Annotated in this window: 21 protein-coding genes and 1 pseudogene; 7 read left to right on the forward strand and 15 right to left on the reverse strand. The window is 71.4% G+C overall.

Annotated elements, in window-relative coordinates; translation table 11 throughout:
• Positions 1-19 precede the first annotated feature (19 nt).
• From IEZ13_RS19225 to IEZ13_RS19270, 10 genes are read right to left on the reverse strand one after another with little or no spacing between them, the layout of a single operon-like run.
• Entirely contained in the window at positions 20-1,033 is a 1,014-nt protein-coding gene (locus IEZ13_RS19225; protein WP_183219618.1) for a GNAT family N-acetyltransferase, read from the reverse strand.
• Between the two features lie 23 nt (positions 1,034-1,056).
• Complete coding sequence (locus IEZ13_RS19230) at positions 1,057-2,289, reverse strand: FAD-dependent monooxygenase (protein WP_183219620.1); 1,233 nt, start codon at positions 2,287-2,289, stop codon at positions 1,057-1,059.
• Between the two features lie 11 nt (positions 2,290-2,300).
• Positions 2,301-3,314, reverse strand: coding sequence for a GNAT family N-acetyltransferase (locus tag IEZ13_RS19235; protein ID WP_183219622.1), 1,014 nt, complete (start codon positions 3,312-3,314; stop codon positions 2,301-2,303).
• A 23-nt stretch (positions 3,315-3,337) separates the two neighbouring features.
• Complete coding sequence (locus IEZ13_RS19240; RefSeq protein WP_183219624.1) at positions 3,338-4,468, reverse strand: hypothetical protein; 1,131 nt, start codon at positions 4,466-4,468, stop codon at positions 3,338-3,340.
• A complete protein-coding gene (locus IEZ13_RS19245; RefSeq protein WP_183219626.1) occupies positions 4,465-5,667 on the reverse strand; it encodes an O-antigen ligase family protein in 1,203 nt (400 codons plus the stop codon). The genes IEZ13_RS19240 and IEZ13_RS19245 overlap by 4 nt, the downstream gene beginning before the upstream one ends.
• Positions 5,664-6,929, reverse strand: a complete 1,266-nt coding sequence (locus IEZ13_RS19250; RefSeq protein ID WP_183219628.1) for a lipopolysaccharide biosynthesis protein — start codon at positions 6,927-6,929, stop codon at positions 5,664-5,666. The genes IEZ13_RS19245 and IEZ13_RS19250 overlap by 4 nt, the downstream gene beginning before the upstream one ends.
• Positions 6,922-8,475 (reverse strand): tyrosine-protein kinase domain-containing protein, encoded by a 1,554-nt coding sequence (locus IEZ13_RS19255; RefSeq protein ID WP_183219629.1) that lies wholly within the window; start codon positions 8,473-8,475, stop codon positions 6,922-6,924. Before IEZ13_RS19255 ends, IEZ13_RS19250 begins: the two co-directional genes overlap by 8 nt.
• A gap of 19 nt (positions 8,476-8,494) precedes the next feature.
• Entirely contained in the window at positions 8,495-9,727 is a 1,233-nt protein-coding gene (locus tag IEZ13_RS19260; RefSeq protein WP_183219631.1) for a glycosyltransferase family 4 protein, read from the reverse strand.
• A 6-nt stretch (positions 9,728-9,733) separates the two neighbouring features.
• Positions 9,734-10,837: a DegT/DnrJ/EryC1/StrS family aminotransferase gene (locus tag IEZ13_RS19265; protein ID WP_183219633.1), complete on the reverse strand. Its 1,104-nt coding sequence runs from the start codon at positions 10,835-10,837 to the stop codon at positions 9,734-9,736.
• On the reverse strand, positions 10,830-11,600 hold the full coding sequence (locus IEZ13_RS19270; protein ID WP_183219635.1) for a polysaccharide deacetylase family protein: 771 nt from the start codon (positions 11,598-11,600) through the stop codon (positions 10,830-10,832). The genes IEZ13_RS19265 and IEZ13_RS19270 overlap by 8 nt, the downstream gene beginning before the upstream one ends.
• 226 nt (positions 11,601-11,826) lie before the next feature.
• Here IEZ13_RS19270 and IEZ13_RS19275 point away from each other — a divergent pair, with 226 nt between their 5' ends.
• The 3 genes from IEZ13_RS19275 to IEZ13_RS19285 all read left to right on the forward strand — a co-directional run bounded on the left by IEZ13_RS19275 (position 11,827) and on the right by IEZ13_RS19285 (position 16,935).
• Complete coding sequence (locus IEZ13_RS19275) at positions 11,827-12,849, forward strand: lipid II:glycine glycyltransferase FemX (protein WP_183219637.1); 1,023 nt, start codon at positions 11,827-11,829, stop codon at positions 12,847-12,849.
• A gap of 375 nt (positions 12,850-13,224) precedes the next feature.
• A complete protein-coding gene (locus tag IEZ13_RS19280) occupies positions 13,225-16,014 on the forward strand; it encodes a S8 family serine peptidase (protein ID WP_183219639.1) in 2,790 nt (929 codons plus the stop codon).
• Between the two features lie 123 nt (positions 16,015-16,137).
• The gene (locus IEZ13_RS19285; RefSeq protein ID WP_229794787.1) at positions 16,138-16,935 is read left to right on the forward strand and encodes an ATP-binding protein; all 798 of its coding nucleotides are present in this window, start codon (positions 16,138-16,140) and stop codon (positions 16,933-16,935) included.
• Here IEZ13_RS19285 and IEZ13_RS19290 read toward each other — a convergent pair.
• A complete protein-coding gene (locus tag IEZ13_RS19290; RefSeq protein WP_183219641.1) occupies positions 16,899-17,921 on the reverse strand; it encodes a LuxR C-terminal-related transcriptional regulator in 1,023 nt (340 codons plus the stop codon). The two genes, IEZ13_RS19285 and IEZ13_RS19290, sit on opposite strands and share 37 nt — an antisense overlap.
• A 43-nt stretch (positions 17,922-17,964) precedes the next feature.
• Complete coding sequence (locus tag IEZ13_RS19295) at positions 17,965-18,324, reverse strand: STAS domain-containing protein (RefSeq protein ID WP_183219643.1); 360 nt, start codon at positions 18,322-18,324, stop codon at positions 17,965-17,967.
• A gap of 181 nt (positions 18,325-18,505) precedes the next feature.
• Here IEZ13_RS19295 and IEZ13_RS19300 point away from each other — a divergent pair, with 181 nt between their 5' ends.
• Positions 18,506-18,727, forward strand: a complete 222-nt coding sequence (locus tag IEZ13_RS19300) for a zinc-ribbon domain-containing protein (protein WP_183219644.1) — start codon at positions 18,506-18,508, stop codon at positions 18,725-18,727.
• A 25-nt stretch (positions 18,728-18,752) separates the two neighbouring features.
• On the opposite strand, the gene glpK (IEZ13_RS19305) is transcribed toward IEZ13_RS19300, so the two are convergent.
• Entirely contained in the window at positions 18,753-20,249 is a 1,497-nt protein-coding gene (glpK, locus tag IEZ13_RS19305; RefSeq protein WP_183219646.1) for a glycerol kinase GlpK, read from the reverse strand.
• Positions 20,246-20,998: an IclR family transcriptional regulator gene (locus IEZ13_RS19310; RefSeq protein ID WP_183219648.1), complete on the reverse strand. Its 753-nt coding sequence runs from the start codon at positions 20,996-20,998 to the stop codon at positions 20,246-20,248. Before IEZ13_RS19310 ends, glpK (IEZ13_RS19305) begins: the two co-directional genes overlap by 4 nt.
• A gap of 125 nt (positions 20,999-21,123) precedes the next feature.
• Here IEZ13_RS19310 and IEZ13_RS19315 point away from each other — a divergent pair, with 125 nt between their 5' ends.
• Genes IEZ13_RS19315 through IEZ13_RS19325 form a run of 3 tightly spaced genes read left to right on the forward strand, consistent with a single transcriptional unit; the run spans position 21,124 to position 25,164 of the window.
• The gene (locus tag IEZ13_RS19315) at positions 21,124-21,966 is read left to right on the forward strand and encodes an MIP/aquaporin family protein (RefSeq protein ID WP_183219650.1); all 843 of its coding nucleotides are present in this window, start codon (positions 21,124-21,126) and stop codon (positions 21,964-21,966) included.
• Positions 21,959-23,464, forward strand: coding sequence for a glycerol kinase GlpK (glpK, locus tag IEZ13_RS19320; RefSeq protein ID WP_183219652.1), 1,506 nt, complete (start codon positions 21,959-21,961; stop codon positions 23,462-23,464). The genes IEZ13_RS19315 and glpK (IEZ13_RS19320) overlap by 8 nt, the downstream gene beginning before the upstream one ends.
• A gap of 2 nt (positions 23,465-23,466) precedes the next feature.
• Positions 23,467-25,164 carry a glycerol-3-phosphate dehydrogenase/oxidase gene (locus IEZ13_RS19325; protein WP_183219654.1) on the forward strand — a complete coding sequence of 566 codons (1,698 nt, stop codon included), beginning with the start codon at positions 23,467-23,469 and terminating at the stop codon, positions 25,162-25,164.
• Positions 25,165-25,185: 21 nt separating this feature from the next.
• On the opposite strand, the pseudogene IEZ13_RS19330 reads toward IEZ13_RS19325, so the two are convergent.
• Positions 25,186-26,307 (reverse strand): annotated as a pseudogene (locus tag IEZ13_RS19330) (carbohydrate-binding module family 20 domain-containing protein); the annotation flags it as partial.
• Positions 26,308-26,312 lie beyond the last annotated feature (5 nt).

Here is a 26,312-nt window from a genome sequence, read left to right on the forward strand (position 1 = left end):
GCCCGATATGATGCCAAAATCACCTGTACGGAGGGAAACGTCCTGACATCAGGTCGGGGGTCGGGGTGCCGGCCAGCTTCTCGAACGCGACCGGGTCGGTCACCATCCGCCACGTGTGGAAATCCTGGCGCCCGGACGCGAAGGCCGCCTTGTAGCGGAACAGCGAGTCGTCCGCCCCGCCCACCCCGCCGCCGATGTGGTGCACCAGGTTGCCGTGCTCCCGGCCCCACCGCCGGACCTCGTGATAGAGCAGTTTGTCCGCCCACCAGATCTGCCCGTCCCGGGTGGACTGGAGATGCGTCTGCATGATCCGCCGGTACGCGAAGAACAGGTTCCCGCCCAGCACCTCCCCGTCCCGCACCGCCACGGCCAGGTGGACGTGCCCGTCGAGCGCCTCCCGCAGCCGCTGGAAGTGATCCCGGTCGAAGAAGTAGAACGCCGTGGCCCCGACCCGCCGCATGGTGGCGTGGTACGTCTCCACCCACGCGTCGAGCAGCCCCCAGTCGTCGAAGACGATCTCCACCCCGGCCCGGCCCGCCTTGTTGATCTGGTTGCGGTGGCTCCGGTGGGTCTCCTGCCAGAGCCGCTCGGGGCTCAGGGTGAGGTCCACCGAGACGGTCTCCCCGTGGTGGACGACCGTCCCGGTGCCGGCCAGCACGGCCGCCGCGGACGGCAGCAGCGGATGCAGCCGGGCGAAGACGCTGATCACGTCGTTGGTACGCAGTACACCGGCCATCGCCAGGGTGGCCCGCTCCCAGAACCCGGTCTCCGACGGTGGCACGTCACTGACCGGCCCGGGGTAGCCGTACGGGGAGACGGCGTCCCGTAACCCGGTGCCCGGCACGTCGCGCAGCACCAGGGGAAGCAGTAACACCTGGCCCATCTCGTCGTACCGGAACGCGACCGGCGTGCCCCCGGAGAGCCGGGCGTCGAGCGTCACGTAGGAGGGCAGGTGGTAGACGTCGTGCTGGACGCGCCGCAGCGCCTCGGTCCATGCCGGGTCGCCGGGTTGCAGCAGGGCGCCTTCGGCCATCGGTCATCCCCTTCGGTCGGGTGTCACGCCGTATTCGGTATCGCCTGGCCCGCCGCCACGGGATGGGTCGTCGTGGGCCGGCGCCGGGCCCGGCTGGACCGGCGCGCGCTCAACGTCCACCGCAGCAGCGTGCGGGGGACCGTGCTCTGCGTCGCCATGTGCAGCAGGTACCGCCACGTCGGATATTCGCCGCGCCGGTTCGACAGCGCGTACGAGAAACGTTTGGCCGGAAGATTCGCGTACTCGGGCATCCGCTCGAACCACGCGCTGCTCGCCCGCGCCGCCTTCTGCAACGGCGCCAGCGCCGCCTTGCGGCGATGCTCGTAGCGTTCCAGGGCCACCGGCAGATCGTCACCGGAGGCGACGGCGTCCGCCAGCGCCATCGCGTCCTGCATGGCCAGCTTCGTCCCGGAGCCGATCGCGAAGTGCGTGGTGTGCGCCGAGTCTCCCATCAGGACGATGTTGCCGTGGTCCCAGCGCTGGGCGGTGACCCGGCGGAAGTTCAGCCAGCCGGTGCCGCCGACCTCGGCCCGATGGTCGATCAGGTCGGCGCCGTCCAGATGCTTCGCGAAGATCTCCGCCAACCGGGCCGTCCCGGCACGCGCGTCCATCTCGTCGAAGCTCAGGCCGGCCCACGTCTCCGGGGTGCACTCCACGATGAACGTGCTGGTCCTGGAATCGAACGGGTACGCGTGGAACCAGATCCACCCGGCCTCGGTCTCCTCGAACCCGAAGGTGAACGTGTCGAACACCTTCGGCGTGCCCAGCCAGATGTAGCGGTTCCGGGCGACCTCCACCTCGGCGCCGAAGTGCTCGGCGTGCGCCTCCCGGATCCGGCTGCGTGCCCCGTCGCACGCCACGATCAGGTCGGACGGCGGCAGATCGGACAGGTCGGCCAGCTCGTCCGAGTACCGGATGTCCACACCGAGCTCGACGGCCCGCTCGGCGAGGATCTCCAGCAGCCGGTGCCGGCCCAGGCTGAACCCGTAGCCGGCCAGGTGGGTGTCCGGTTTGCCGGTGGCCCGCACCGCGTACTCGTCCCACTTGTAGGCGGCGTCCCAGATCCGCCCGGCGCTGACCGGGTCGTACGCGAACAGGTCGTCGAGCAGGTCGTCCCAGAACACGACACCCCAGCCCCAGGTGACCCCGGCCGGATTGCGCTCCAGGACGGTGACCTCGTTCTTCGGGTCCGCGAGCTTCGCCAGCGTCGCGAAGTACAGGCCGGCGGGACCGCCGCCGACGCAGGTGATCCGCATGACGATGCTCCTCAGCGGTAGGACGGGAAGGTGGTGGTCAGGTCGGCCGGGTCGGCGCCGGGCTTGCGTTCGCGGACCAGTTCCTCGTACGCCTCCGGGTCGGCGACCACGCGCCAGGTGTGGAACGGGTGCCGGCTGGGCGAGAACCCGGCCTTGTACGAGAAGAGCGAGTCGTTCGCGCCGCCCTTGCCCCCGCCCAGGTGGAACACCCGGTCGCCGCGCTGCTTGCACCAGCGGCGCACCGAGTCGTAGAGCAGCTCGTCGGCGTACCGTTTCGGCGCCCGCCGGGTGGACGAGACGTATCCGGTGGCGATCCCGTCGTACGAGAAGAAGGTGTTGCCACCCACCACCTCGCCGTCCTCCAGCGCGACGACCAGGTGCATCCGGTCGCCGACCGCGTCGTGCAGCGCGGTCAGGTGCTCGACGGTGAAGAAGTAGTACGACGTCGCGCCGACCCGCCGCATGTTGTCGTGGTAGACGTCGACCCACTCGCCGAGCCGGCTCCAGTCGTCGAACACGATCTCGGTGCCCGCACGTTTCGCCCGGTTGATGTGGTTGCGGTGGTCACTGCGGGTCTGCTTCCACATCTCCTCCTCGTCGACGGTCAGATCCATGGAGACGGTCTCGCCGTGGTGGACCAGGCCGCCGTGCGCGGAGAGGACCGGCGCGGGCGCGTCGAACAGCGGGTGCGTCCGGATGAACGCCGAGACGATGCCCTCCTCCCGCAGCGTCGCGACGAACGCCGCGCACGCCTGGTCCCAGAACACCGGGTCGCCGCGGCCGACCGGGCCGGGATACCCGTACGGGGAGATCGCGTCCCGCAGCCCGGAGCCCGGGATCTCCCGCAGGATCAGCGGGATCAGCAGCCGCCGGCCGTGCCTCTCGTAGTGGAACGCGGCCGGCGCCCCGCCGTAGAGCCGGGCGTCCAGAACCACGTAGTCCGGCACGTGGTACATGTCGTGACCGACGTGCTGGAGTGTCTCCTTCCACTCGCGGGCCGCCGGATCCAGCAGCGATGCCGTCATGTCGCTTTGTCTCCTTCCGGCGTTCAGGCCCGCAGCAGGCGGGCGTTGAGCGCCATGTTCGCGGCGAACTGATCGTTCACCACCTGGTGTCTCTCCAGCCGCAGTTGCACGGCCGGGTCGTAGCGGCCCAGCTTCACGAAGCCGTCGGACCACCAGCCGTTGTCGGTTCCGGTGCCGTCCACGTAGGCGTGATAGGTCGTCCCGCCGGGCCAGACCACCTTGGTCAGCAGGGCCGAGAACGCCGCCATGTCCGCCGTCGACCAGCCCTGGCCGCGGTCGTGGGCCTCCACCACGTACGTGACCACCGCGTTGCCGTGGCCCACGTCCTGGCCGGGCCGTTTCATCGAGCCCCACACGTCGCTCCAGAACCAGGCGGTCGGCTCCGCCGGATTGCGCCGCAACTGCCCGCGCAGCCGGGTGCTGATCTCGTCGACCACCGCGTTGCACCGGGCTTTGCGGCCCTGGTCGGCGGTGAGGTGGGCCAGGTTCATGGCGATCAGCGCCCAGTGCGACGCCATGTGGGTGCGCTCGCGGTAGACGTAGTCCTTCGTCCCCCGGGTGTGCCACTTGTCGAAGACGTCGGTCTCGGCGAAGGCGAGCAGCCGGGCGTAGCGGGCCCGGTACCGGGCGTCGGTCAGGCCCTTCATGGCGACCAGCAGGTTCGTGCCGTAGCGCCACAGGTACGACTCGTAGAGCGGCACCTCGTCGCCGCCCTCGCCGGAGCTGCTGGACGCCCAGCCGGAGAACCGGTCCCGGAACGAGCTCTTCGGCAGCGACTTCGACGGGCGGGCCGAGGCCACCACGTTCTCCATGAACGTCAGCCCGCGGTCCAGGTAGCGGTGGTCGCCGGTGGCCCGGAACATCGCGGTGCACGCGTCGATGTCGTACGCCAGGTCGTAGTGGTCCCGGCTGTCCGTGGACCGGCTCAGCGGCAGCCCGTTGCGCAGCGAGTAGTCCCAGCTGCGCAGATAGACCCCGGTCCAGTAGGCCACCGTCTTGATCTTCAGCGCCTCCTGCATCGAGGGCGGCGGGACCGGCATCGGATCACGGACGTCCGGCACGTCCTCGCCCGCCGCCCGGACCAGGTGCAGCCCGGCCGCGCCCGCGACCGCCGCCCCGCCGAGCGAGGCCACCAACAGGGTCCGCCGCCTCATTTCGCCACCGTCGCCAACGGAGTCACGGGAGTGGGCGCCGGCGCCGGCGCGACCAGGGCCGCCGCGGCCGCCATCGCCGCGAACATCCAGGCCAGCCGGGAGTCGTAGTAGTCACCGGAGAACAGGCCGCTGAGCGCCACGAAGACGGCCGACGCCACGGCCAGCCCGGTGAGCTGGGGCCGGTGCCCGCCACCGTGGACGATCCGGGTCCACAGCAGCACCGACAGGGTGAGCAGCCCGAGACCGATCAGCCCGCCCTCGGCCGCGACCGCGAGCACGTAGTTGTGTGGATATTCGACGGCCTGGTTGACGCCGATCAGGCCGTAGAACCCGTCGACGCCGGCGCCGCCGATCGGATGGTCGGCGAAGAGGCGGACCGCGGCCATCCAGATGTCGGTCCGTCCGGAGAGATATTGTTCCTGCACGGTCTGTTCAACGAACCGTTCCTGGAAGAGGTCGGTGAACTCCGGCGGAGCCAGCGCCCAGATCAGGCCCACCGCGGCCAGTGAGACCACCACCGACGCCGCGATCCCGGCGGCGCTCAGCCGGTGCCGCAGCTTGAGCAGTGCGGCGAAACCGACCACTCCACCGGCCACCAGCGTGCCGCGCGAGCCGGACAGCACCGTGGCCAGCAGGAAGAGCGGGATCACCAGCAGCGGCAGCACCCGGCCGGTCAGCATGAACAGGGCGATCGCGCTGATCACGCCGAGCACCTCGATCCGGGCGAACACGTTGGGCCCGCCCCCGAAGGCCGAGTAGCGGCCCTGCTCACCCGGCCCGCTGATGAAGATCGCGGCCAGCGCGTAGACGATCGCGGCCACGAAGAACAGCTGGAAGGTGAACCGGATGACGGTCTCCGGGTCGCCGGTCGTGTACTGGTAGGTCGCCACCAGCAGTACGCCCAGCAGCACCAGGTCCAGCACCTGCGGACCGACCCGGGCGGCCGGCGGGGCCCACAGCGCCGAGGCGATCTGGAAGAGGAAGAACAGCAGGGCCACGATGATCCAGCCCTCCCGTCCCGCCTTCCTGCTCCGCAGCTCGGCGGCATTCAGGATCAGGACGGCCAGCGCGATGAGCACGCCGATCACCCGCAGGTCCACCCAGGCCAGATCGACCAGCCCGGCCCGGTCCAGCGTGTACCGGCCGCCGATCGCCACGAGGATCAGCAGCAGCCCGGGGGCGAGGAACGCCCGCCTCATCGTTCTCTCACGAGGTTCGTCGCGATCATCGCGAACACCAGGCAGGCGCCGTACCCCGCCAGCGACCCGTAGGCCGCGCCGAGAATCCCGAGCCGCGGGATCAGCAGGAGGTACGCCGCGAAGCTCACCACGAAACCGATGATCTCGGCGGCCGACACCAGCCCGCCGTGCCCCTTCGCGATCAGCAGGCCCAGGCTGACCCGGGACACCGCGTACAGGCCGGCCGCCACCACCAGCGGCAGCACGACCACTTTGGCGTCCGCGTAGTCGTGGCCGAACAGCGGCTCGATCAGCAGGTACAGGCCACCGGCCACGATCGGGACCACCACCAGGGCGTACGCGCCGACGGCCAGCAGGATCGGCGCGGTCCGCAGCGTGCCCTCCCGGTGCGACGCCCGCCACCGGCCCAGACGGGAGTCGGCGTAGGCCCGCACCGGCCATGCCAGCAGCTCGGTCATGGTCGCCACCGACGCGTAGTGGCCGAGCGCCGCGGTGGACGCCAGCGCCGGGATGACCAGGCGGTCCACCCGCAGCATCGCCATGTTGGACAGCGCGGCCGGGAACAGCGCCAGGCCCTCCCGCCGGACCTGACGGTTCACCGCCGGGTCCAGCGGGGTGGCGGCCGCGGTCACCGGCAGCCGCGTCCAGATCAGCAGGTAGACGACGGTGGGCGTGGCGCCGGCGAACAGGTAGGCCAGGAACCACAGCTCGGGACGGGCGGCGCCGGACACGTACAGGCCGATCAGCATGGCCAGCAGCAGCAGCGCCTCGAGAACCCGGGCCACCAGGAAGTCCCGGACCCGGCCCACCGCGATCGCGATCGACCGGGTGGCCAGGCTGGTGGCCTCGATCAGCGCGAACACCGCCAGCATGGCGACGATCACCCCGCTCGGCGTCAACCGGTCCGGCGCGGCCAGGTGCCAGATCACCGCCCCGGAGAGAAAGACCAGACACGGTACGGCGAGCAGGCGGGCGTACGCGCGGACCGCCGGAGCGGGCGCCACGTTGTGGTAGGCGGCCACGAAGCTGCGCTCGGTGCCCATCAGCAGGACCTGGGTGGCCAGGTACACCACCTGGAGCATCAGGGCGACCTCACCGCGATGGGTGGGGCTGAGGGACCGGACCATCAGGATGTTGGCCGCCATCGCCACCCCGCCGGTCAGCACCTGCGAGGCCAGCAGCTGGACGGACGGCTCCCGCAGCACCCGTCCGGCCAGTGCCGCCCGGGCCGGCGCGGTCTCCTCGACCCGCAGCTCACTCACCGCGCCGCTGCTCCTCGTCCGGAGTGGCCGCCGGCTCCTCCCGCGACGCCTCGCGCTGTGTGGGAACCTCCGGCGTCTCCGGCTCGGGCGCCTTCTCGATCTCCGGCTTCACCACCCGGGCCCGGCCGCGCGCCGTCCCGACCGGAGGCAGCGAGACGAACGTGTCCTCTAACCGGGCGGACGGCTGATCCCCGTCCAACCCGAAGATCAGATCGGGGCTGTCCGCGCCGCCGACCTGGGCGGAGTCCTGCCAGGAGCCGCCGGTCGGCAGCTTGCGCGGCAGGGAGTTCAGCACCGCGCCGGCCAGCCGGGCGCCGACCCGTTGCAGCAGGTCGATCGACTTCTCCACATCGGCCGTCCGGGTCCGGTTGGCCCGCACCACGAGCAGCGCGTCGTCGGTGACGTGGGCCAGCACCGACGCGTCGGCCACCCCGTGCAGGGCGGGCGCGTCCACCAGCACGATGTCGTACCGCTCGGTCAGGGTCCGGACCGTGGCCGGCAGCCGGGGCGAGGCCAGCAGCTCACCGGGGTCCGGCGCGTGCTCCCCGGCCGGGAGCACGGTCACCCGGCCGCCCAGCGAGCTCTGGAGCACGTCCGGCACGCGGGCGGTCCCGGCGAGCACCTCGGCCAGCCCGGGCGAGGCTTCCAGCGACAGGTAGCGGCCGACGCCGGGCGTACGCATGTTGGCGTCGACCAGCACGACCCGCGCCCCGGTCTCGGCCATCGCTATGGCCAGCCCGCACGCCACCGCCGTGGTGCCCTCCTTCCGGCTCGCACCGGTGAGCAGCAGCGACCGGCCGCGTCGCGGGATGCCGGCGTGCGGGTCGGCGAGCACCGGCAGCAGGCTGCGCAGCCGCCGGAACGCCTCGGCCAGCGCCTGATCGGGGTGGCCGTCACGGGGCCGCCCGCCGATCGAGATGACCCCGACCGAGTCCAGGCCGAGGCGCCGCAGATCGGCCTCGTCGGTGACCGTACGGGCCGTCGCCTCCCGGACCGCGACCGCGACCGCCCCGATGAGCAGCCCCAGCACGGCGGCGAAGCCGGCGTTGCGGCCCAGGTTGCCCGGTTCCTCCACGGTGACCGCGTCCTGCACGATCGAGACCGCCGGGGCGGGCCCGTCCCGCGGGTCGGCCGGCGCGCCGATCTGCCGGGCCAGGCCGACCAGGACCGCCGCCGCGGTCGTGACGATCTGCCGGCTCTCCTCCTCGGAGTCGGCGACCGCCGACACCACCAGCAGGTCGGTGCCCTCACGCACCTGCGCCGACAGGCTCTTCTGCACCTCGCCGGCGGTGACGTCGGGGCCCATCCGGTCGACCACGGCCTGGGCCACCCGGGGGCCGGTCAGCAGGGCGATGTACGAGTTGAGGCGCCGTGCCCCGGCGTCCGGATCGCCGGTGCCGGCGCTGACGAAGAGGGTCAGCGACGATTTGTAGCCGGGTGACCCGGCCGCCGTCAGGCCCGCCGCGATGCCGGCCGCCACCAGCACCGGAACCACCAGCCAGAGCCATCGGCGCCGGCAGGCCCGTACGTAAGCGCGCAGTTCCACGCTGACTTCCCCCGATTCGTCAGGACTGGACGGACTGCTTCTTCCGGCGTGCCGATCGGTTCAGCACCGCCTCGAACTCCTCGAACAGCAGGTCCCGGGAGAACCTCTCGACGGCCAGCCGGTACGCGGCCTCCCGGGCCCGCTTCAGCCACACCTCGTCACGCAGGTGCCGGACCAGCTGATAACCGGCCTCGTCGGTGTCCTCCGGGTCGAGCACCAGGCCGGCCCCGGTCTCGGTGAGCAGGTCCGCCTGCCAGCCGCCGTAGTTGATGGCGATCGGCCGGGACGCGGCCAGCGCGTCGAAGAACTTGTTCGCCGAGTTGTCCCACAGCCCGCGGATCGGCCGGACCGTGCTGCTCGACATGGTGGCCGCGCCGAGGATCACCGGCAGCTCCGACTTGGGCACCTTCTCCCACATGTGCACCACGTCACCGAGCAGGCCCAGTTCGGCGGCGAGCGCCTTGGTCGGCTCCCACTCCCTACCGTGTCCGACGATCAGGAACCGCACGTCCGAGTCCAGCTCGCGGGCCCGTCGCATGGCCCGGACCAGGTACTCCACGCCGTTCACCACGCCGAGCGCCCCGGTGTAGACCAGCAGCGGCCGGTCACCGAGCCAGTCGTGCGACTCGCGGAACCGGCGCACCCGCTCCTCGTCGACGGCGAACAGGTCCAGGTCGGCGGCGTTCGGGATGACCGTGGTCGGGGTGCCCGGGCGGCGCGCCACCACGCCGGCGGCCATGCCGGGGGAGAGGGCGATCACCTCGGACGCGTTGCGGTAGGCGAAGCTCGCCAGGCCGCCGGCGAGGCGCTGGACGACCGGGTTGCGCAGCGCCCCCATCTCGATCGGGACCTCCGGCCAGAGGTCGCGGACCTCGAAGACGAACGGCGCCCGGCGCAGCTTCGCGGCGATCACGCCGGGCACCGCCACGGTGAGCGGGGTGCTGGTGGCGAAGACCAGGTCGGCCCGGAGGCGGGCGGCCTTCGCGGTGGCCAGGATCATGAACTCGGCGAACGCGCGGATCCGCCGGGCGTACGACATGTTGTTGTTGTAGGGGACCCGGAACCAGTGGACCGTGACGCCGTCCTCGTCCGTGGTGCGCCAGCCCAGGTCCCGGGCGCCCGGGGTGATGTCGGTGGTGATCACGTCCACCGTGTGCCCGCGGGCGACCAGGCGGCGGGCCTGCTCGTAGGAGCGGATCCCGCCGGCCATGCCCGGGTTGCAGTAGTACTGGTGGATGTAGACGATCCGCATCTCGGCTCAGCCCTCCCGGATCGCGCCGACGACGCGTTCCCGGTCGTGTTCGGTCAACGCGGATCCGCTGGGCAGGCACACCCCGCGGCGGAACAGGTCGGCGCTGACCCCGCCGCCGCGCACCACACAGTCCTGGAAGACCGGTTGCAGGTGCATCGGCTTCCAGGCGGGCCGGGCCTCGATGTCGCGCTGCGCGAGCCGGGCGATGAGCCGGTCCCGGTCGTCGCCGTCCACCAGCGCACAGCTGAGCCAGTAGTTCGGGGTGCCGTAGCCGGCGACCGGCATGAAGGTGAGCTCCGGCAGCGCGGCCCGGTAGTACTCGAACGTCGCCTTCCGGGCCGCGATCATCTGGTCGAGCCGCTGGACCTGACCCCGGCCCACCGCGGCGAGCAGGTTGCTGAGCCGGTAGTTGTAGCCGACCGTCCGGTGCTCGTAGTGCGGCACCGGCTCGCGGGCCTGGGTGGACAGGTGCCGGGCCTGCTTGGCGACCCGGCCGTCGTCGGTGACGAGCATCCCGCCACCACCGGTGGTGATGATCTTGTTGCCGTTGAAGGACAGCACCCCGGCCAGCCCGAACGACCCGGCCGGCTGCCCCCGGTAGGAGGCGCCCAGGGCCTCGGCGGCGTCCTCGATGAGCGGGACGCCGTACCGGTCGCAGGCCTCCATCAGCGGGTCGTAGTCGGCGCACTGGCCGTACATGTCGACGGTGATCACCGCCCGGGGCAGCTGTCCCCGTTCGGCGCGGGCCCGCAGCTCCTCGGCGACCAGGGCCGGGTCCACGTTCCAGCTGTCCGGGGTGGAGTCCACGAACACCGGGCGGGCGCCCAGGTAGACCACCGCGTTCGCGGTCGCCGCGAAGGTGAACGACGGCACCAGCACGGTGTCGCCGCGCCGCACCCCGGCCGCGATGAGGGCCAGGTGCAGGGCGGCGGTGCCGCTGCTCAGCGCCACCGCGTGCCGCACACCGACGACCTCGGCGACCTGCTCCTCGAAGGCGTCCAGGTCGGGGCCGACCGGGGCCACCCAGTTCGAGTCGAAGGCGTCCAGCAGGAGCTTGCGCTCGAGGTCGCCGACGTCCGGTGGGGACAGGTAGATGCGGGTGTCAGTCATGGACGCGCGTCCTCACCGCCAGGATCGGCCAGGCGGGGTGCAGACCCTGCCGGTGGATGAACATCGGATCGCCGCCGGCGTGCATGGCCGGCCGTAGGGTGGTCGCGAAACTGCGGTAGCCGGCCTCGCGGGCCACCTCCACGTCCCGCTTGCGGAAGTCGACGGCGGGGTGGCCGTACGGGGCGGCGAAGTCCCGGACCTCCACACCCAGCTCGTCCTCGATCTCCCGTTTGGAGTCGACGATCTCCCGGGCCGCCGCGGCGTCGTCCTGGTCGGCGAGCCGGTGATGGCTGACCGTGTGCGACCCGAAGGCGAACCCGGCGGCCCGCAGCTCCCGGCAGTCCTGCCAGGTCAGGTTCCCCGGCTGCCCGACCATGCCGGAGGTGACGAAGAACATCGCCGGCACGCCCATCTCCAGCAGCATCGGCGCGGCCACGTCCCGCCAGGTCGGGTGGGCGTCGTCGAAGGACAGACAGAACACCGGCTCGGTCAGCGGGAGCTCACCGCCGAGCACCCGTAACGCCTCGTCCCAGGACACCATCGGCCCGATCGCGGACAGCGCCCCCAGGTGGCGGCGGAAGTCGCGGGAGTACTCCGCGGGAACGTCGTGGTAGAAGGGGAAGTACAGGCCGGGGGTACGGGGCAGGCGGCGCCGGAGCCCCGCCGCGGCCAGGATGCGACCCTGCAACCGGGGCCGGGCGCGCAGCCGGCTGCGCAGGCCCAGCTCGTTCAGGCGTCGTTTGAAGGCTGTGGGCGGCTGCATGGGATCGGCACCCTCCCGCTCGTTCGACAGGTCACGGCCACGGGTCGTCGCCCCGCGGCCTTCACCCACGATTGCAAATGCGCGAGAGGTGCGGCAGTAGCAATTGTCATAATGAACGCGAAAGATATTCGCGTCAATTGAAAATAGGCCCGATCGGCTTCTTGCGGAATGGTCTTATGGTTGAGCATCATCGTGCCGGCCGTGCTGTAATTCGATCGGGGACCCCATGTTGAAGTTGCACCGGGTGGAACCGTCCGCCGAGCTCTGGGCGGACCGGGCCACCTACGAGGATCGCCTGATCTTTCACACCCGGGAGTGGATCCGCTTCGTCGCCGAGTGCCAGCGCGCCGAGCCGCTGCTCGCCGTCGTCACCGACGGCGGGCGGCCCGTCGGCCACTTCACCGGGCTCCTGGCCAGGCGTTTCGGCATGCGGATCCTGGGCAGTCCGATGGCCGGCTGGACCACGTCGTACGTCGGTTTCAACCTGCGCCCGGGTGTCTCCCGCCGCGCCGCGCTGGAGGCGCTGATGCCGTTCGCCTTCGGCGAGGTCGGCGCCGCCCATCTGGAGATCCGCGATCGTGGCCTGACGGAAAACGATCTCGGCGGCCTCGGACTGCGCTGGGACGCCGCGCCCACCGCGGTCATCGACCTGAATCCGACAGAGGATCAACTCTTCGGGGCGATGGCGAGCGCGTGCCGCCGAAACATCCGCAAGGCCGCGAAGTCCGGCGTCGTCATCGAGGACGCGGGTGGTGATCCCGCATTCGCCGACGAATTCTACGATCAATTGCGTGATGTATTCGCCAAACAGAATCTGGTGCCGACCTATTCGGTGGACAGGGTTCGGTCGTTGATCCGTCACCTGGCCCCGGCCGGCAACCTCCTGCTGCTGCGGGCCCGCGACGCCGACGGCCGCAGCATCGCCACCGCCGTCCTGCCCTGGTACCACCGCACCATGTACTTCTGGGGCGGCGCCAGCTACCGCCCGTTCCAGCACCTGCGCCCCAACGAGGCTCTCATCTGGCACGCGCTGCAATGGGCGAAGGAGCGTGGCGTCACCGAGTTCGACTTCGTCGGCGGGAACGCGTACAAGGCCAAGTACGGCACCACCGAGGTCCCGGTCCCATGGGCGCGCCGCTCCCGGTCGCCGCTCGTCGCCCACCTGCGCGACGCGGCCAAACAGGGCTTCGCCCTGAAACAGCGCACGGTCGCCCGCCTCACCCGCCAGTCGGTGGCCATCCCCGGCTGACCCCCCATTTCGTACGCCCATCGCCGCCCCCGCCGAATCCACTCCGGGTGAGGGGCGAGCCGGGTTGAAAGGCGATGAAACATGCGCAACTCCTGGCTGAAATATCTGTGCGGGGGAAGCAGTGTCGGAAGGCAGTGATTTTCGTCATCCGGGGCGCTGTCGTGATGATCAAAGCGCAGGTGGCGCGGGACTTCTAGCTGCACCGTCCACTGTGCCACACGCATTTTGACATCGGCCTGAAACATTGTGAAAGAACTGCAAGAACTTGCAGAGAGTGGTGGATATCAATAGCGTGCGTTTCTGTGGTCCGGCCGGCCATGTCCGTATCGCGCTCCGTCCCGGTGGAGCGCGCGGCATTCGACCGAGGGAGACGTCATGCGACAGGACCGGAGCGGCCCGGACCCGGAACGGAACGAGCGGAGACGACGGACCGCCACCGCGCTGATCGGTGCGGGCGCCATGCTGATCGCACTGCTCGGCGCGCCGAGCCCGGCCCGGGCGGCGGAGAGCGGGCCGAAGGTCGCGGGCGCGGTGGCCGAAGCGGTCGAGGGCGGGCGCGACGCCACCTTCTGGGTGGTGCTGCGGGACCGTCCCGACCTCGCCCCGGCCGCCAAGGCCAAGGGCAGGGCGCGGGCGAAGGCCGTCCACGACGCGGCGCGCGCCAGCACGGCCCGGCACCAGAGCGGGCTGCGGAAGCTGCTGACTCAGCGGAAGGCGCGGTTCGAGCAGTTCTGGATCGCGGACACCGTCAAGGTCACCGGCGACGCCGCGCTGCTCAAGGAGGTGGCGGCCCGGCCCGAGGTGAAGGCGGTGCTGCCGGACACGCCGGTCACCCTGCCGGCGCCGGTCGCGGGTGCGGTGCAGGCGGCCGTCGACGCGAACGAGTGGAACGTGGACCGCATCGGCGCGCCCCGCGTGTGGGGCGAGCGGGACGACCGCGGTCAGGGGATCGTGGTCGCCAACGTGGACACCGGGGTGCAGTTCGACCATCCGGCGCTGGCGGCGAGCTACCGGGGCCGGCAGGCGGACGGCACCGTCCAGCACGACTACCACTGGTTCGATCCGGCGCACGTCTGCCCGGACGCGAACCCGTGCGACAACAACGGGCACGGCACCCACACCATGGGGACGATGGCCGGATCCGGCGGCATCGGGGTGGCGCCCGGGGTCACCTGGATCGCGGCGAAGGGCTGCGAGTCCAGCTCGTGCTCGGTGGCCGCGCTGCTCGGGGCCGGGCAGTGGATCGTCGCGCCGACCGACCGCAACGGCCAGAACCCGCGGCCGGACCTCGCGCCGGACGTCGTGAACAACTCGTGGGGCGGGGCGTCCGGCTTCGACCCGTGGTATTCCGACGTGGTGCGGTCGTGGGTGGCGGCGGGGATCTTCCCGGCCTTCTCCAACGGCAACGCGGGCCCGGGCTGTGCCACCGCGTCCACGCCGGGCTCCTACACCGACACCTACTCCTCCGGCGCAACCGACGTCAACGACGCGATCGCGTCGTTCTCCAGCCGGGGCACCGGCCAGGACGGCGGCGTGAAGCCGGACCTGTCGGCGCCGGGCGTGGACGTGCGTTCCAGCGTCCCGGGCGGCGGATACGCCTCCTACAGCGGCACCTCGATGGCCTCCCCGCACACCGCCGCCACGGTGGCGCTGATCTGGTCGGCGGCGCCCACGCTGCGCCGGGACGTGGCCGCCACCAGGGAGATCCTGGACGAGACGGCGATCGACACGAACGACACCACCTGCGGCGGGACGGCCACCGACAACAACGTGTTCGGGCAGGGACGGCTTGACGCGTACGCCGCGGTGAATCTGGCGCTGCGCCCGGCCGGACGCCTGACCGGGACCGTGACCGGCGCGGGTGTGCCCCTGGCCGGCGCGACCGTCGCGCTCAGCGGGACCGCCGCCCGGGCCGCGACGACCGGCGCGGACGGCGGCTACCGCTTCGGGCGGCTGCCGGCCGGCGACTACCGGATCCGGGTGACCGCGTTCGGCTACGACACCTACGAGACCGGCGTGACGATCACCGCGAACGACGGCTCCGACGTGGACGCGGCACTCGCCGCCAGCCGTTCCGGTGTCGTCTCCGGGCACGTCAGCGGCGCCGGGGCGGCACTCGCCGGCGCGACTGTCGCGCTCACCGGCACGCCGGTCACGGTCACCACCGGCGCCGACGGCGGGTTCCGGCTGGCCGCGCCGGTCGGCGACTACGAGCTCACCGTCCGCCCGCCCGGCGGATGCTTCGCCGCCGCCACCCGGTCCCTCACGGTCGGCGGCGACCTCACGCTCGACGTCCCGCTCGATCAGAACACCGACCGGTACGGGCACAGTTGCGTCCCCGCCACCGAGGAGTACCGGGCCGGGACCGACCTGCTGGCCCTGACCGGCGACGACGCGGCCACCGAGATCACCCTGCCGTTCGCCGTGCCGCACTACGGAACCGCCCGCACCCGCGCCTGGGTCAGCACCAACGGTGTGATCGGGTTCGGGACGGTCAGCTCGGCGTACACGAACCTGGCGCCGCCGAACAGCCTGGAGCCGAACGACACCCTCTTCGCGCTCTGGGACGACCTGATCGTCGACGACCAGGCCGGCGTCTGGACGGCGGCGACCGCGGACACCTTCGTGGTGGAGTGGCGCAACGTCAGGTTCTACCCGACGACCGCGGACCGGATCTCGATCAGCGCGATCCTGCACGCCGACGGCACGGTCACCTACCGGTACCGGGGCCTGACCGGGACCCGCGCCACCGGGAACAGCGCGACCATCGGCATCGAGAACGCGACGGGGACGGACGGGCTGGCGTACAGCGTCGACGCCCGGGTTCTCACCGAGGGCGTCGGGGTGACCTTCCGCCCGCCCACGAACCGGATCGCGGCCACCTTCAACGTCACCCGGACCACCTGGTACGGCCAGAACGTCTTCGTCGCCGGAAACCTCCCCGAGCTGGGCGGATGGGATCCGGCGCGGGCCGTGCCGCTGACCGCCGACGGCTATCCGGTGTGGACCGGGGGCGCCGGCCTGCCGCCGAACACCGCCGTCGAGTTCAAGTACATCGTCAGGGACCCGGACGGGACGGTCACCTGGGAGCCGGGCGCCAACCGCACCACGGTCACCCCGCCGACCGGGCAGTACATCACCCACGACACGTTCGGCGAACGCTGAGGACCGCATGCCACGTCCCGTCCGCCAACGGGACGTGGCATGCTCGCCGGTGATTGGCATCGGCCCGCCGCGGATATACCGTTTCTGGAAACATTCCGGAGAACTCGGTCAGGCGGTCAGGCGGTGCCCGTCCCATCGGTCACGGCGGTGGTGGACGACGAGAGCTGGCTCGTCGAGCTGACCGTGCGCGGTTCCTGGGGGCGGCCCCTGTGGCTCTCCGCCTACCAGGCGCTGCACAAGTGTCTCGCCCAGCACCCCGCCGGCGTCCTGCTCGACCTGCACGGACTCGACGACCCCGGCGCGAGCAGCGCGCCCCTCTGGCTCACCGCCGCGGCCCAGGGAACGCGGATGGATCCGACGGTACGCGTGGCGGCCAGCCTCCCGGTCCGCACCCGCCTGGCGAGCCGGCTCGACCTCCCGCCCGCCCAGGGCATGCTGCCGGTCTTCGCCACCGTGCCGTTGGCCCGGTCCTTCCTGGCCGACCGGCGTCCGCTGACCGGCCAGATGCGGCTGCGGCTGCCCCCGGACCAGTCGGCCGCGGTCGCCGCCCGGCAGGTGGTGTCCGAGGCCTGCACCGGGTGGGGCATGCCGCGGCTGGTGCCCCGGGCCCGGATCGTGCTGTCCGAGCTGGTGGTCAACGCGGCCGAGCACGCCGGCACCCCGATCGACGTGCTCATCTCCCGGCGCGGCCCGGACCTGCTGCACCTGGTCGTGGTGGACGGCGACCCGGTGCTGCCGCCGATGCCCGGCGGGGACCAGCCGCCACTGGAGAGGCTGCTGACCGAACGCGGGTACGGGCTGCGGATCGTCGACGCGGCGGCCGAGGCGTGGGGCGCCATGCCCACCCGTACCGGAAAGATGGTGTGGGCTCTGTTGCGGGACACTCAGGAGCAGCGGCGCAGCAGCTCGGCCGGGACGTAGAGACCCTGCCGGTCGGCCCGGACCGCGGCGGCCGTCCGCGACTCCGCCCCCATCTTGACCATGATGTGTTCCAGGTGGCCGATCACCGTTCGCGGCGTGATCCGCAGCGCGCCGGCGATCGCCGCGTTGCTGCGGCCCTCCACCAGCAGCCCCAGCACCTGCATCTCCCGGCGGGTCAGGCCGTACGTCTCCGGCGGCGGCCCGAGCAGCACCAGCGCCCGGTGGTGGCCGGGCGGCTCCGGCGGGCAGGCCAGTGCGGTCACCTGCACCAGGCCGCGCTCCGGGTCGGTGCTGGGCACCATGAACCGGGCGATCGACCGGCCCGGCGCGAGCAGCGCCCCCACCAGGTGCAGCGCCGGCGGATCCACCCCGAACGCGCTGGGGCCGGGCATGCCGGGCAGCAGCTCGGTCCGCCCCGACCGGGTCAGCACCACCCCGGCCGTCGCCCCGTGCACCATCCCGGCCAAGGCGGCGAGTGTGCGCAGCGGGTCCACCGCGTGCGCGATCAACGGGGCCAGCGTCGCCAGCAGGTCGCACAGTTCGTCGCTCAACGGATCCGGCGACCCGGCGTGCGCGCCCAGCAGGCCCAGGTAGCGGCCGTCCGCGGTGACCAGGGGAAGGGCCACCCCCTCGGCGAACCCGTCCGGTTGGAAGTAGTCCACCCACGACGGCAGCTCCTCGACCGGCACCGGCGACTCGAACACCCGCATCGGGCGGCGCGCGCGATGCAGGCCGACCCGTTCCAGCACGGCCATGAACTCCCGCCCGGCCAGGTGCCGCTGGAGCCGGCCGGTGTGACCGGGCGCGGTGATCGGCTGCTGCCGCCGTCCGTCCGGATCGAGCAGGCTCAGCCAGGCGGCGTCGTGCCGCAGCAGCGGGCGCAGACTGTCGATCAGTGCCTCGGCCCGCTGCCGGGCACCGCCGGGCATCGCCGCGATCCGGACGATCTCGGCCGTGATCCGTCCGCCGTCGAGGTGTGCGCCCACCCCTCCATCATGGTGCGCACACCCCTCGTCAGGGGCTGGCCGATCAGCCGGTACGGGTGGTCGCCCCCGCCCGCCAGCCCAGAAAGACGTCGATGCCGCAGAGCCGGAGAAGGACGTCCACGCACTGGTGGACGGCCACGATCCGGACCCGGTCCGGCCCGGCCTCGGCGCTCAGCGCGTGCAGCGCCCGCAGCCCGGCCTGATCGCAGAAGGCGACGCCCGCCAGATCGAGCCGGAGCATCGTGACCTCCCGTTCGCCGAGCGCGGGGCGCAACTCCCGCAGCAGCGCCGGAGCACTCTGGCGGTCCAGTTCCCCGACCACCCGGGCCAGCACGTCACCGGACCGGAGGCGATGGACGGAGACGGTGATCGCCGGGTCGATCCGGAACTCGTCGTCGTACACGTGACGCACCCTTTCCGCGCCGCTGTCGTACCTGACTGCGACCGTACCGAGCGGTACGGGGCCGGGGCATCGGAAGAAACTCCCGCGCCGATTCGGGCGGATCGGGTCGCCGGGCGCACATCGCTCTTGCCGGTGGGTACGACCATGAGGAGAAACCGCCGGCGAGCCGAGGAGTTGCCCGATGTTCGTGCTGTTCGGTCTGCGGAGCAAGGACCACCTGGTCGGCACCCGGACGATGACGTGTGAGATCTGCCGTTGGGAGGCCCCGCAGCAGCTGATCCGGCGCACCACGAAGTTCACCCTGTTCTTCGTGCCGCTGTTCCCGGTCAAGCCGGCGAGTCACTACCTCGTGTGCGGCCACTGCCTCGGCTTCCGCAAGGCCGACGCGCGCCTGCCGGCGTGAATTCCGCGCCCTTCATGAGGCTTTGTCAGGCGGGCTGGATCCAGTCGAAGGTGCGTTCCACGGCGCGGCGCCAGTTGGCGTACTCGCCGTCGCGCAGGGCCGGGTCCATGGCCGGCATCCACTGGCCGGCGATGTGCCAGTTGCGGCGCAGGCCGTCCAGGTCGGGCCAGTAGCCGACGGCCAGGCCGGCCGCGTAGGCGGCGCCCAGCGACACCGTCTCCACGGCCAGCGGGCGGACCACCGGCACGTCCAGCACGTCGGCGATCATCTGCATCAGCAGGTTGTCGGCGGTCATCCCACCGTCCACCTTGAGGGTGGTGAGGGTGAGGCCGGAGTTGGCGTTCATGGCGTCCACCACCTCGCGGGTCTGCCAGGCGGTCGCCTCCAGCACCGCACGGGCCAGATGACCCTTGGTGATGTACGAGGTGAGGCCCACGATCACGCCGCGTGCCTCACTGCGCCAGTAGGGGGCGTAAAGGCCGGAGAAGGCGGGCACGATGTAGCAGCCGCCGTTGTCGGCGACGGTCCGGGCCAGGGTCTCGATCTCCGGCGCGCTGGAGATCAGTTCGAGCTGGTCGCGGAACCACTGGACCAGGGAGCCGGTGATCGCGATCGAGCCCTCCAGTGCGTAGACGGCCGGGGCGCCGGCGATCTGGTAGGCGACCGTGCTGAGCAGACCGTTCCCCGGGTGGACCAGTTCCGCGCCGGTGTTCAGGAGCAGGAAGCTGCCGGTGCCGTAGGTGCACTTCGCCTCGCCCGGGGTGAAGCACGTCTGCCCGAACAGCGCCGCCTGCTGGTCGCCGAGCGCCGCCCCGATCCGTACCCCGGGGAAGGCCTCGGACGCGGTGCCGAAGCCGCCGATCGAAGGCCGCACCGTCGGCAGCATGGCGCGGGGTATCCCGAAGAAGTCCAGTGCTCGCGGCGACCAGTCGAGCCCGCGCACGTCGAGCAGCATGGTCCGGCTCGCGTTGGTCACGTCGGTGACGTGCTGGGCCCGGCCGGTGAGGTTCCAGATCAGCCAGGTCTCCATGGTTCCGCAGAGCACCTCGCCGCGTTCGGCCCGCGCGCGCAGGCCCGGGGTGTGGTCCAGCATCCAGCGCAGGCGCGGCCCGGAGAAGTAGGTCGCCAGCGGAAGTCCGGAAATCTCGGAGATCTCGGAGGAGGCGGAAAGGGCGGCCAGCGAGTGGACCAGCGCGTCGGTCCGGGTGTCCTGCCAGATGATCGCCCGCCCGACCGGCACACCGGTACGCCGGTCCCAGATGACAGTGGTCTCCCGCTGGTTGGCGATGCCCAGCGCGGCCAGCTGGTCCAGCCCGATCCCGGCCCGCCGCAGCACCCGGGGCGCGAGCCGCTCCACGTTGCGCCAGATCTCCATGGCATCGTGCTCCACCCAGCCGGGCCGGGGGAAGTACTGCTTGTGCTCCTGCTGGGCCAGGGAGACCAGCTGTCCCCGCCGGTCGAAGACGATGCACCGGGTCGAGGTGGTGCCCTGGTCGATCGCGAGCACATATTTCTCGGTCATCGAGTCGCCCCCAAGTCCCGGGAGATCGCCCGGGCGGCGTCGCGGACGTAGGTCACCAGCCTGGGCAGCGGCCGGTAGTGGCTGTCGCAGAGGCGCTCGACCGGGCCGGAGATGCCGATCGCGCCGACGACCAGCCCGCCGTAGCCGCGGATGGGCGCCGCCACCGCCGCCTGGCCGATCAGGAACTCGTCCACCTCGAAAGCCCAGCCGGACTCCCGTACCCCGTCCAGGGCGACGGCGAGCGTGCGCGGATCGGTGAGGGTGCGGCGGGTGAAGGTTTCCAGGTCCGCCGCCGGGCCGCCGGCCCGGTAGGCGAGCAGCACCTTGCCGAGCGCCGTGGCGTGCAGCGGCAGCAGGGCGCCGACGTCCAGGGTCTGGAACGTGTCGTCCGGCCGGAACACGTGGTGCACCACGAGCACCTGCCCCTCCAGCACGGTGCCGATCCGGACCGCCTGGCCGCTGCGTGCGGCGAGGGGGTCGGCCCAGTTGATCGACCGGGACCGCAGCTCGTTGATGTCCAGAAAGCTGGTGCCCAGGTGGAGCAGGGCGCCGCCGAGCTGGTACTGCCCGGAGACCCGGTCCTGCTCGACGAACCCGACCAGTTGCAGGGTGCGCAGGATGCCGTGGGTGGTGCCCTTGGCCAGGTCGAGCGTGCGGGCGATTTCGCTGAGCCCGAGACGGCCCGGCCCACCGGCGAGGGTCCGCAGGATCGCGGCCGCTCGTTCGATCGCCTGCACCGTTCCGGGCATGTTTCGGACTCTAAGCCACCGTGTGACGACCCGCCGTAATTGATGTTCGACAATGCCGACCGGTGTTCATTGCTCCCTTTCCGGCCCCTGCCTAGCGTCCGAGGCGTCTAACACAGGGAGGGAGCATGGCAACACGACTCAAACTTCCAGGGCTCGCCGGCGAGTTGGCGGCCGAGTTCGCCGGCACCATGATTCTGATTCTGTTCGGCGTGGGGGTGGTGGCGCAGGTCGCCGCCGCCGAGATCGGGGACCACGACAGCATCGCCTGGGCCTGGGGCCTGGGTGTGACACTCGGTGTCTACGTCGCGGCGCGGATCAGCGGCGCGCACCTCAACCCGGCGGTGACCATCGCGCTCGCCGTCTTCAAGGGCTTCTCCTGGCGGAAGGTGGCCCCCTACTCGATCGCCCAGTTCCTCGGCGCGTTCGTCGCCGCGCTGATCGTGCGCTGGAACTACACCGAGGTGCTGCGGGCCGCCGACCCCGGCCTGACGATCAAGACGCAGGGCGTCTTCTCCACACTGCCCGGCAACGGGACGCTTCCGGTGGGCGAGTGGGGCGCTTTCCGCGACCAGATCATCGGTACGGCGATCCTGCTCTTCGTCATCCTGGCGCTGACCGACATGAACAACACGGCGCCGGCCGCCAACCTCGGGCCGGTCGTGGTGGGCCTGCTGGTCGTCGCGATCGGCATGGCCTGGGGCACCAACGCCGGCTACGCGATCAACCCGGCCCGCGACTTCGGACCGCGGCTCGCGAGTTTCCTGACCGGGTACGAGACGGCGTTCCGTGACCAGACCGGGTATCTCTATTTCTGGATCCCGATAGTCGGGCCCGTCATCGGTGGCATCGTGGGCGCCGGGTTGTACCAGACTCTGATCGGACGCTTCCTGCCCACGGCCGAGCCGCCGGAGCCGGGGCGCGTTCCGACACCGACAGACCAGACCACCGTGGAGGCCAACCGTGGCTGACTTCGTAGGCGCAGTGGACCAGGGCACCACCAGCACCCGGTTCATGATCTTCGACCATGGCGGGAACGAGGTGGCCCGGCACCAGCTCGAACACGAGCAGATCCTGCCGCGGGCCGGCTGGGTGGAGCACAACCCGATCGAGATCTGGGAGCGCACGGTCGCCGTGGTGCGCACCGCCATGCAGAAGGCCAACCTTTCGGCCGGTGACCTCGCCGCGGTCGGGATCACCAACCAGCGGGAGACCACGGTCGTCTGGGACCGGCGGACCGGGCGGCCGTACTACAACGCGATCGTCTGGCAGGACACCCGCACCGACCGGATCGCCTCCGCCCTGGACCGGGACGGGCGCGGCGACGTGATCCGCCGCAAGGCCGGCCTGCCGCCCGCCACCTACTTCTCCGGCGGCAAGATCCAGTGGATTCTGGAGAACGTCGAGGGGGTCCGGGAGGCCGCCGAACGCGGTGACGCGCTGTTCGGCAACACCGACTCCTGGCTGCTGTGGAACATCACGCGCGGCAACCACGTCACCGACGTGACGAACGCCAGCCGCACCATGCTGATGAACCTGGAGACCCTCGACTGGGACGACGAACTGCTGTCCTTCTTCGGCATCCCGCGGGCCATGCTGCCGGAGATCCGCCCGTCGTCCGACCCCAACGGGTACGGCATCGCACACGTCGACGGGCCGCTCGGCGGGGACGTGCCGCTCACCGGCGACCTCGGTGACCAGCAGGCCGCCACGGTCGGGCAGGTCTGCTTCAACCCGGGCGAGGCCAAGAACACCTACGGCACCGGCAACTTCATGCTGCTCAACACCGGTACGAACCTGGTGCGCTCGGAGAACGGGCTGCTCACCACGGTCTGCTACAAGTTCGGCGACGCCGCACCGGTCTACGCCCTGGAGGGCTCGATCGCGGTCACCGGCTCGGCCGTGCAGTGGCTGCGCGACCAGTTGCATCTCATCAAGTCGGCCGGGGAGAGCGAGTCGCTGGCCGCGCAGGTGCCGGACAGCGGCGGCGTCTACTTCGTACCGGCGTTCTCCGGGCTGTTCGCGCCGTACTGGCGCTCCGACGCCCGCGGCGCGATCGTCGGGCTGTCCCGGTTCAACACCGACGCGCACATCGCCCGGGCCACCCTCGAGGCGATCTGCTACCAGACCCGGGACGTGGTCGACGCCATGGCGCAGGACTCCGGCGTGACCCTGGACGTGCTCAAGGTCGACGGCGGCATCACGGTCAACAACCTGTGCATGCAGATCCAGGCCGACGTGCTCGGGGTGCCGGTCAGCCGGCCGGTGGTCGCCGAGACCACCGCCCTGGGCGCCGCCTACGCGGCCGGTCTCGCGGTCGGGTTCTGGAAGAACACCGACGAGCTGCGGGAGAACTGGAACGAGTCGCAGCGCTGGCAGCCGGGCTGGTCCGCCGAACAGCGCGACCAGGGCTTCGGGAAGTGGAAGAAGGCGGTGCAGCGGACCCTCGACTGGGTGGATGTGGACTGATCATGACGGCTCTCTCTCCTTCGTACCGGGACGCCGCCTCGCAAGCTCTCGAGCAGCGGGAGGTCGACGTGCTGGTGATCGGTGGGGGAGTGGTGGGGGCGGGTTGCGCGCTCGACGCGGTCACACGGGGACTGACCGTGGGCCTCGTCGAGGCGCGCGACCTCGCCTCCGGCACGTCCAGCCGGTCCAGCAAACTGATCCACGGCGGGCTGCGCTACCTGGAGATGCTGGACTTCGGGCTGGTCCGCGAGGCGCTGCGGGAGCGGGGCCTGATCCTGCACCGCCTAGCGCCGCACCTGGCCCGCCCGGTCCGGTTCCTCTATCCGCTCAAGCACCGCGGCTGGGAGCGCCTGTACGCCGGGGCGGGCGTCACCCTCTACGACACCCTGGCCGGTTGGGCGAACATGCCCCGGCACCGGCATCTGACCCGGCGCGGCGCGCTGCGGGCCTGCCCGTCGCTGCGCAGGGACTCCCTGGTCGGCGCGTTGCAGTACTACGACGCGCAGGTCGACGACGCCCGGCACACCATGTTCCTGGCCCGGACCGCGGCCGCGCACGGCGCCCACGTGGTCACCCGGACCGAGGTCGTCGGCTTCCTCCGGGAGGGTTCCCGGATGACCGGGGTACGGGTGCACGACCTGGAACACGACCGGACGTACGAGATCCGCGCCCAGCAGATCGTCAACGCCACCGGGGTGTGGACCGACGACACCCAGTCCCTGGTCGGCGAACGGGGACAGTTCCACGTACGCGCCTCGAAGGGCATCCACCTGGTGGTTCCCCGCGACCGGTTCCAGTCGTCGACCGGGCTGATCCTGCGGACCGCGACCAGCGTCCTGTTCGTCATCCCGTGGGGCCGGCACTGGATCATCGGCACCACCGACACCGACTGGCGGCTCGACAAGGCGCACCCGGCGGCGTCCAGCAAGGACATCGACTACCTGCTCCGCGAGGTCAACAAGGTCCTCGCGACACCGCTGGAACGCGCCGACGTGGAGGGTGTCTACGCCGGGCTGCGGCCGCTGCTGTCCGGCGAGTCGGAGTCGACGTCGCAACTGTCCCGGGAGCATTCGGTGTCGAGCCCGGTGCCGGGGCTCGTGGTGGTGGCCGGCGGCAAGTACACGACGTACCGGGTGATGGCGAAGGACGCGATCGACGCCTGCGTGCACAACCTGGCGCGGACCGTGCCGCGCTCGGTCACCGACCGGGTGCCGCTGGTCGGCGCCGACGGCTATCCGGCGCTGTGGAACCGCCGGGGCATCCTGGCAGCTGAGTCCGGCCTGCACGTGGCCCGGGTCGAGCACCTGCTCGGCCGGTACGGCTCGCTGATCCACGAGGTGCTGGCGCTGATCCGTGCCGAGCCGGATCTGGGCCGCCCGATCGAGGGCGCCGACGACTACCTGCGTGCCGAGTTCGTCTACGCGGCCGCCGCCGAGGGCGCCCGGCATCTGGTGGACGTGCTGACCAGGCGGACCCGCATCTCGATCGAGACGTTCGACCGTGGCGTGGTCGCCGCCCCGCACGCGGCCGAGCTGATGGGCCGGGTGCTCGGCTGGACGGTCGAGCAGCGCGACCGTGAGGTGGAGAACTACCGCCTGCGGGTGGCGGCGGAACGCGCCTCGCAGGAGCAGCAGGACGACGAGACGGCCGACGCGGCCCGCCTCGGCGCTCCGGACGTGGTGCCGGTGCGCGTGCGATGAGGCGGGCCGCGGGGCCCTACGTCACTTCCAGGTGTCGCTGACGGTGTACGCCGACGCGGTGCCGGTGGTGTACGACCGGTTGCCGCCGGACTCCCAGGTGACGTTCCCGGACGCGTCCTTCTTGATGTACTTGTACTCGAAGCCGGTGCCGGACGGGATCGGCACCGTCGAGGTCCAGATCGGGTAGCCGGCGGCCGACAGCTTGACCGCGTTCGCCGTGCTCCAGCTGCCCAGGGCCGCGTTCGAGCCGACCACGTAGACGTCGGTGCCGGTCGTGGTGGTGGCGTACACGTTGAAGGTCGCGGCGACCGTACCGGCGCTGGTCGTGACGCTGGGCGACGGGGTGGGCGAGCTGGTCACGCTGGGCGAGGGGCTCGCGCTGGTGGCCGAAGCCGAAGGCGAGGCGGTCGGGGATGTCGTGCCGCCGCCGGAGGTGGCGTTGACGTCGATCGCCACGGCGCTGTTGGCCGGGATGGTGACCGACGCGGTGCCGCCGGCGACGGTGATCGCGGTGCCGTTGCAGCCGGTGCCGGACGCGCCGCCGGTGATCCGGTCGCAGTAGACGCCGTCGGCCAGGCCGGTGGGGTAGCCGGCGGTCGACGCGCTGGACGAGTTGTTCAGGCCGAACCAGCCGAGCGAGCCGCGGCTGAACCCGATCACGTTGCCGCTGGTGGTGGTCCAGTAGCCGTCGTTCGCGTGGTGGAAGTCGTCGTAGACGTACGGCACCGCGGGGTAGGCATGACCGGACGGGTTGAACGTCGACCCGCCGTAGGTGGTGGTCAGCGTGTTGTTGGCGCCGGCCATGTGGTTGACGACCGCGTCCACATAGACCCGGACGCCGGCGTTGTGGCAGGCGGTGACCATGCTCGAGAACTCGGCGCGGGTGCCGAACCGGCTGGTCAGGTTGTAGGACACCGGCTGGTAGATCTCCCACCACGGGTGCACGCCGCTGTCGCTGGTCGCGAGGCTCACCGACTCGGCGGGCGGGGCCACCTGGACCGCGCCGTAACCGGCCGGGCCGAGGTGGTCGGTGCAGGCGGTCGAGACCGAGTCCCAGTTCCAGGACCACAGGTTCGCGGTGACGTCGCTGTTGTTGAGGCTGACGGCGGCCGACGCGGTGCCCGGCAGCGTGATGGCGGAAAGCCCCG

The organism is Actinoplanes campanulatus (assembly GCF_014647795.1).
Taxonomy (GTDB): domain Bacteria; phylum Actinomycetota; class Actinomycetes; order Mycobacteriales; family Micromonosporaceae; genus Actinoplanes; species Actinoplanes campanulatus.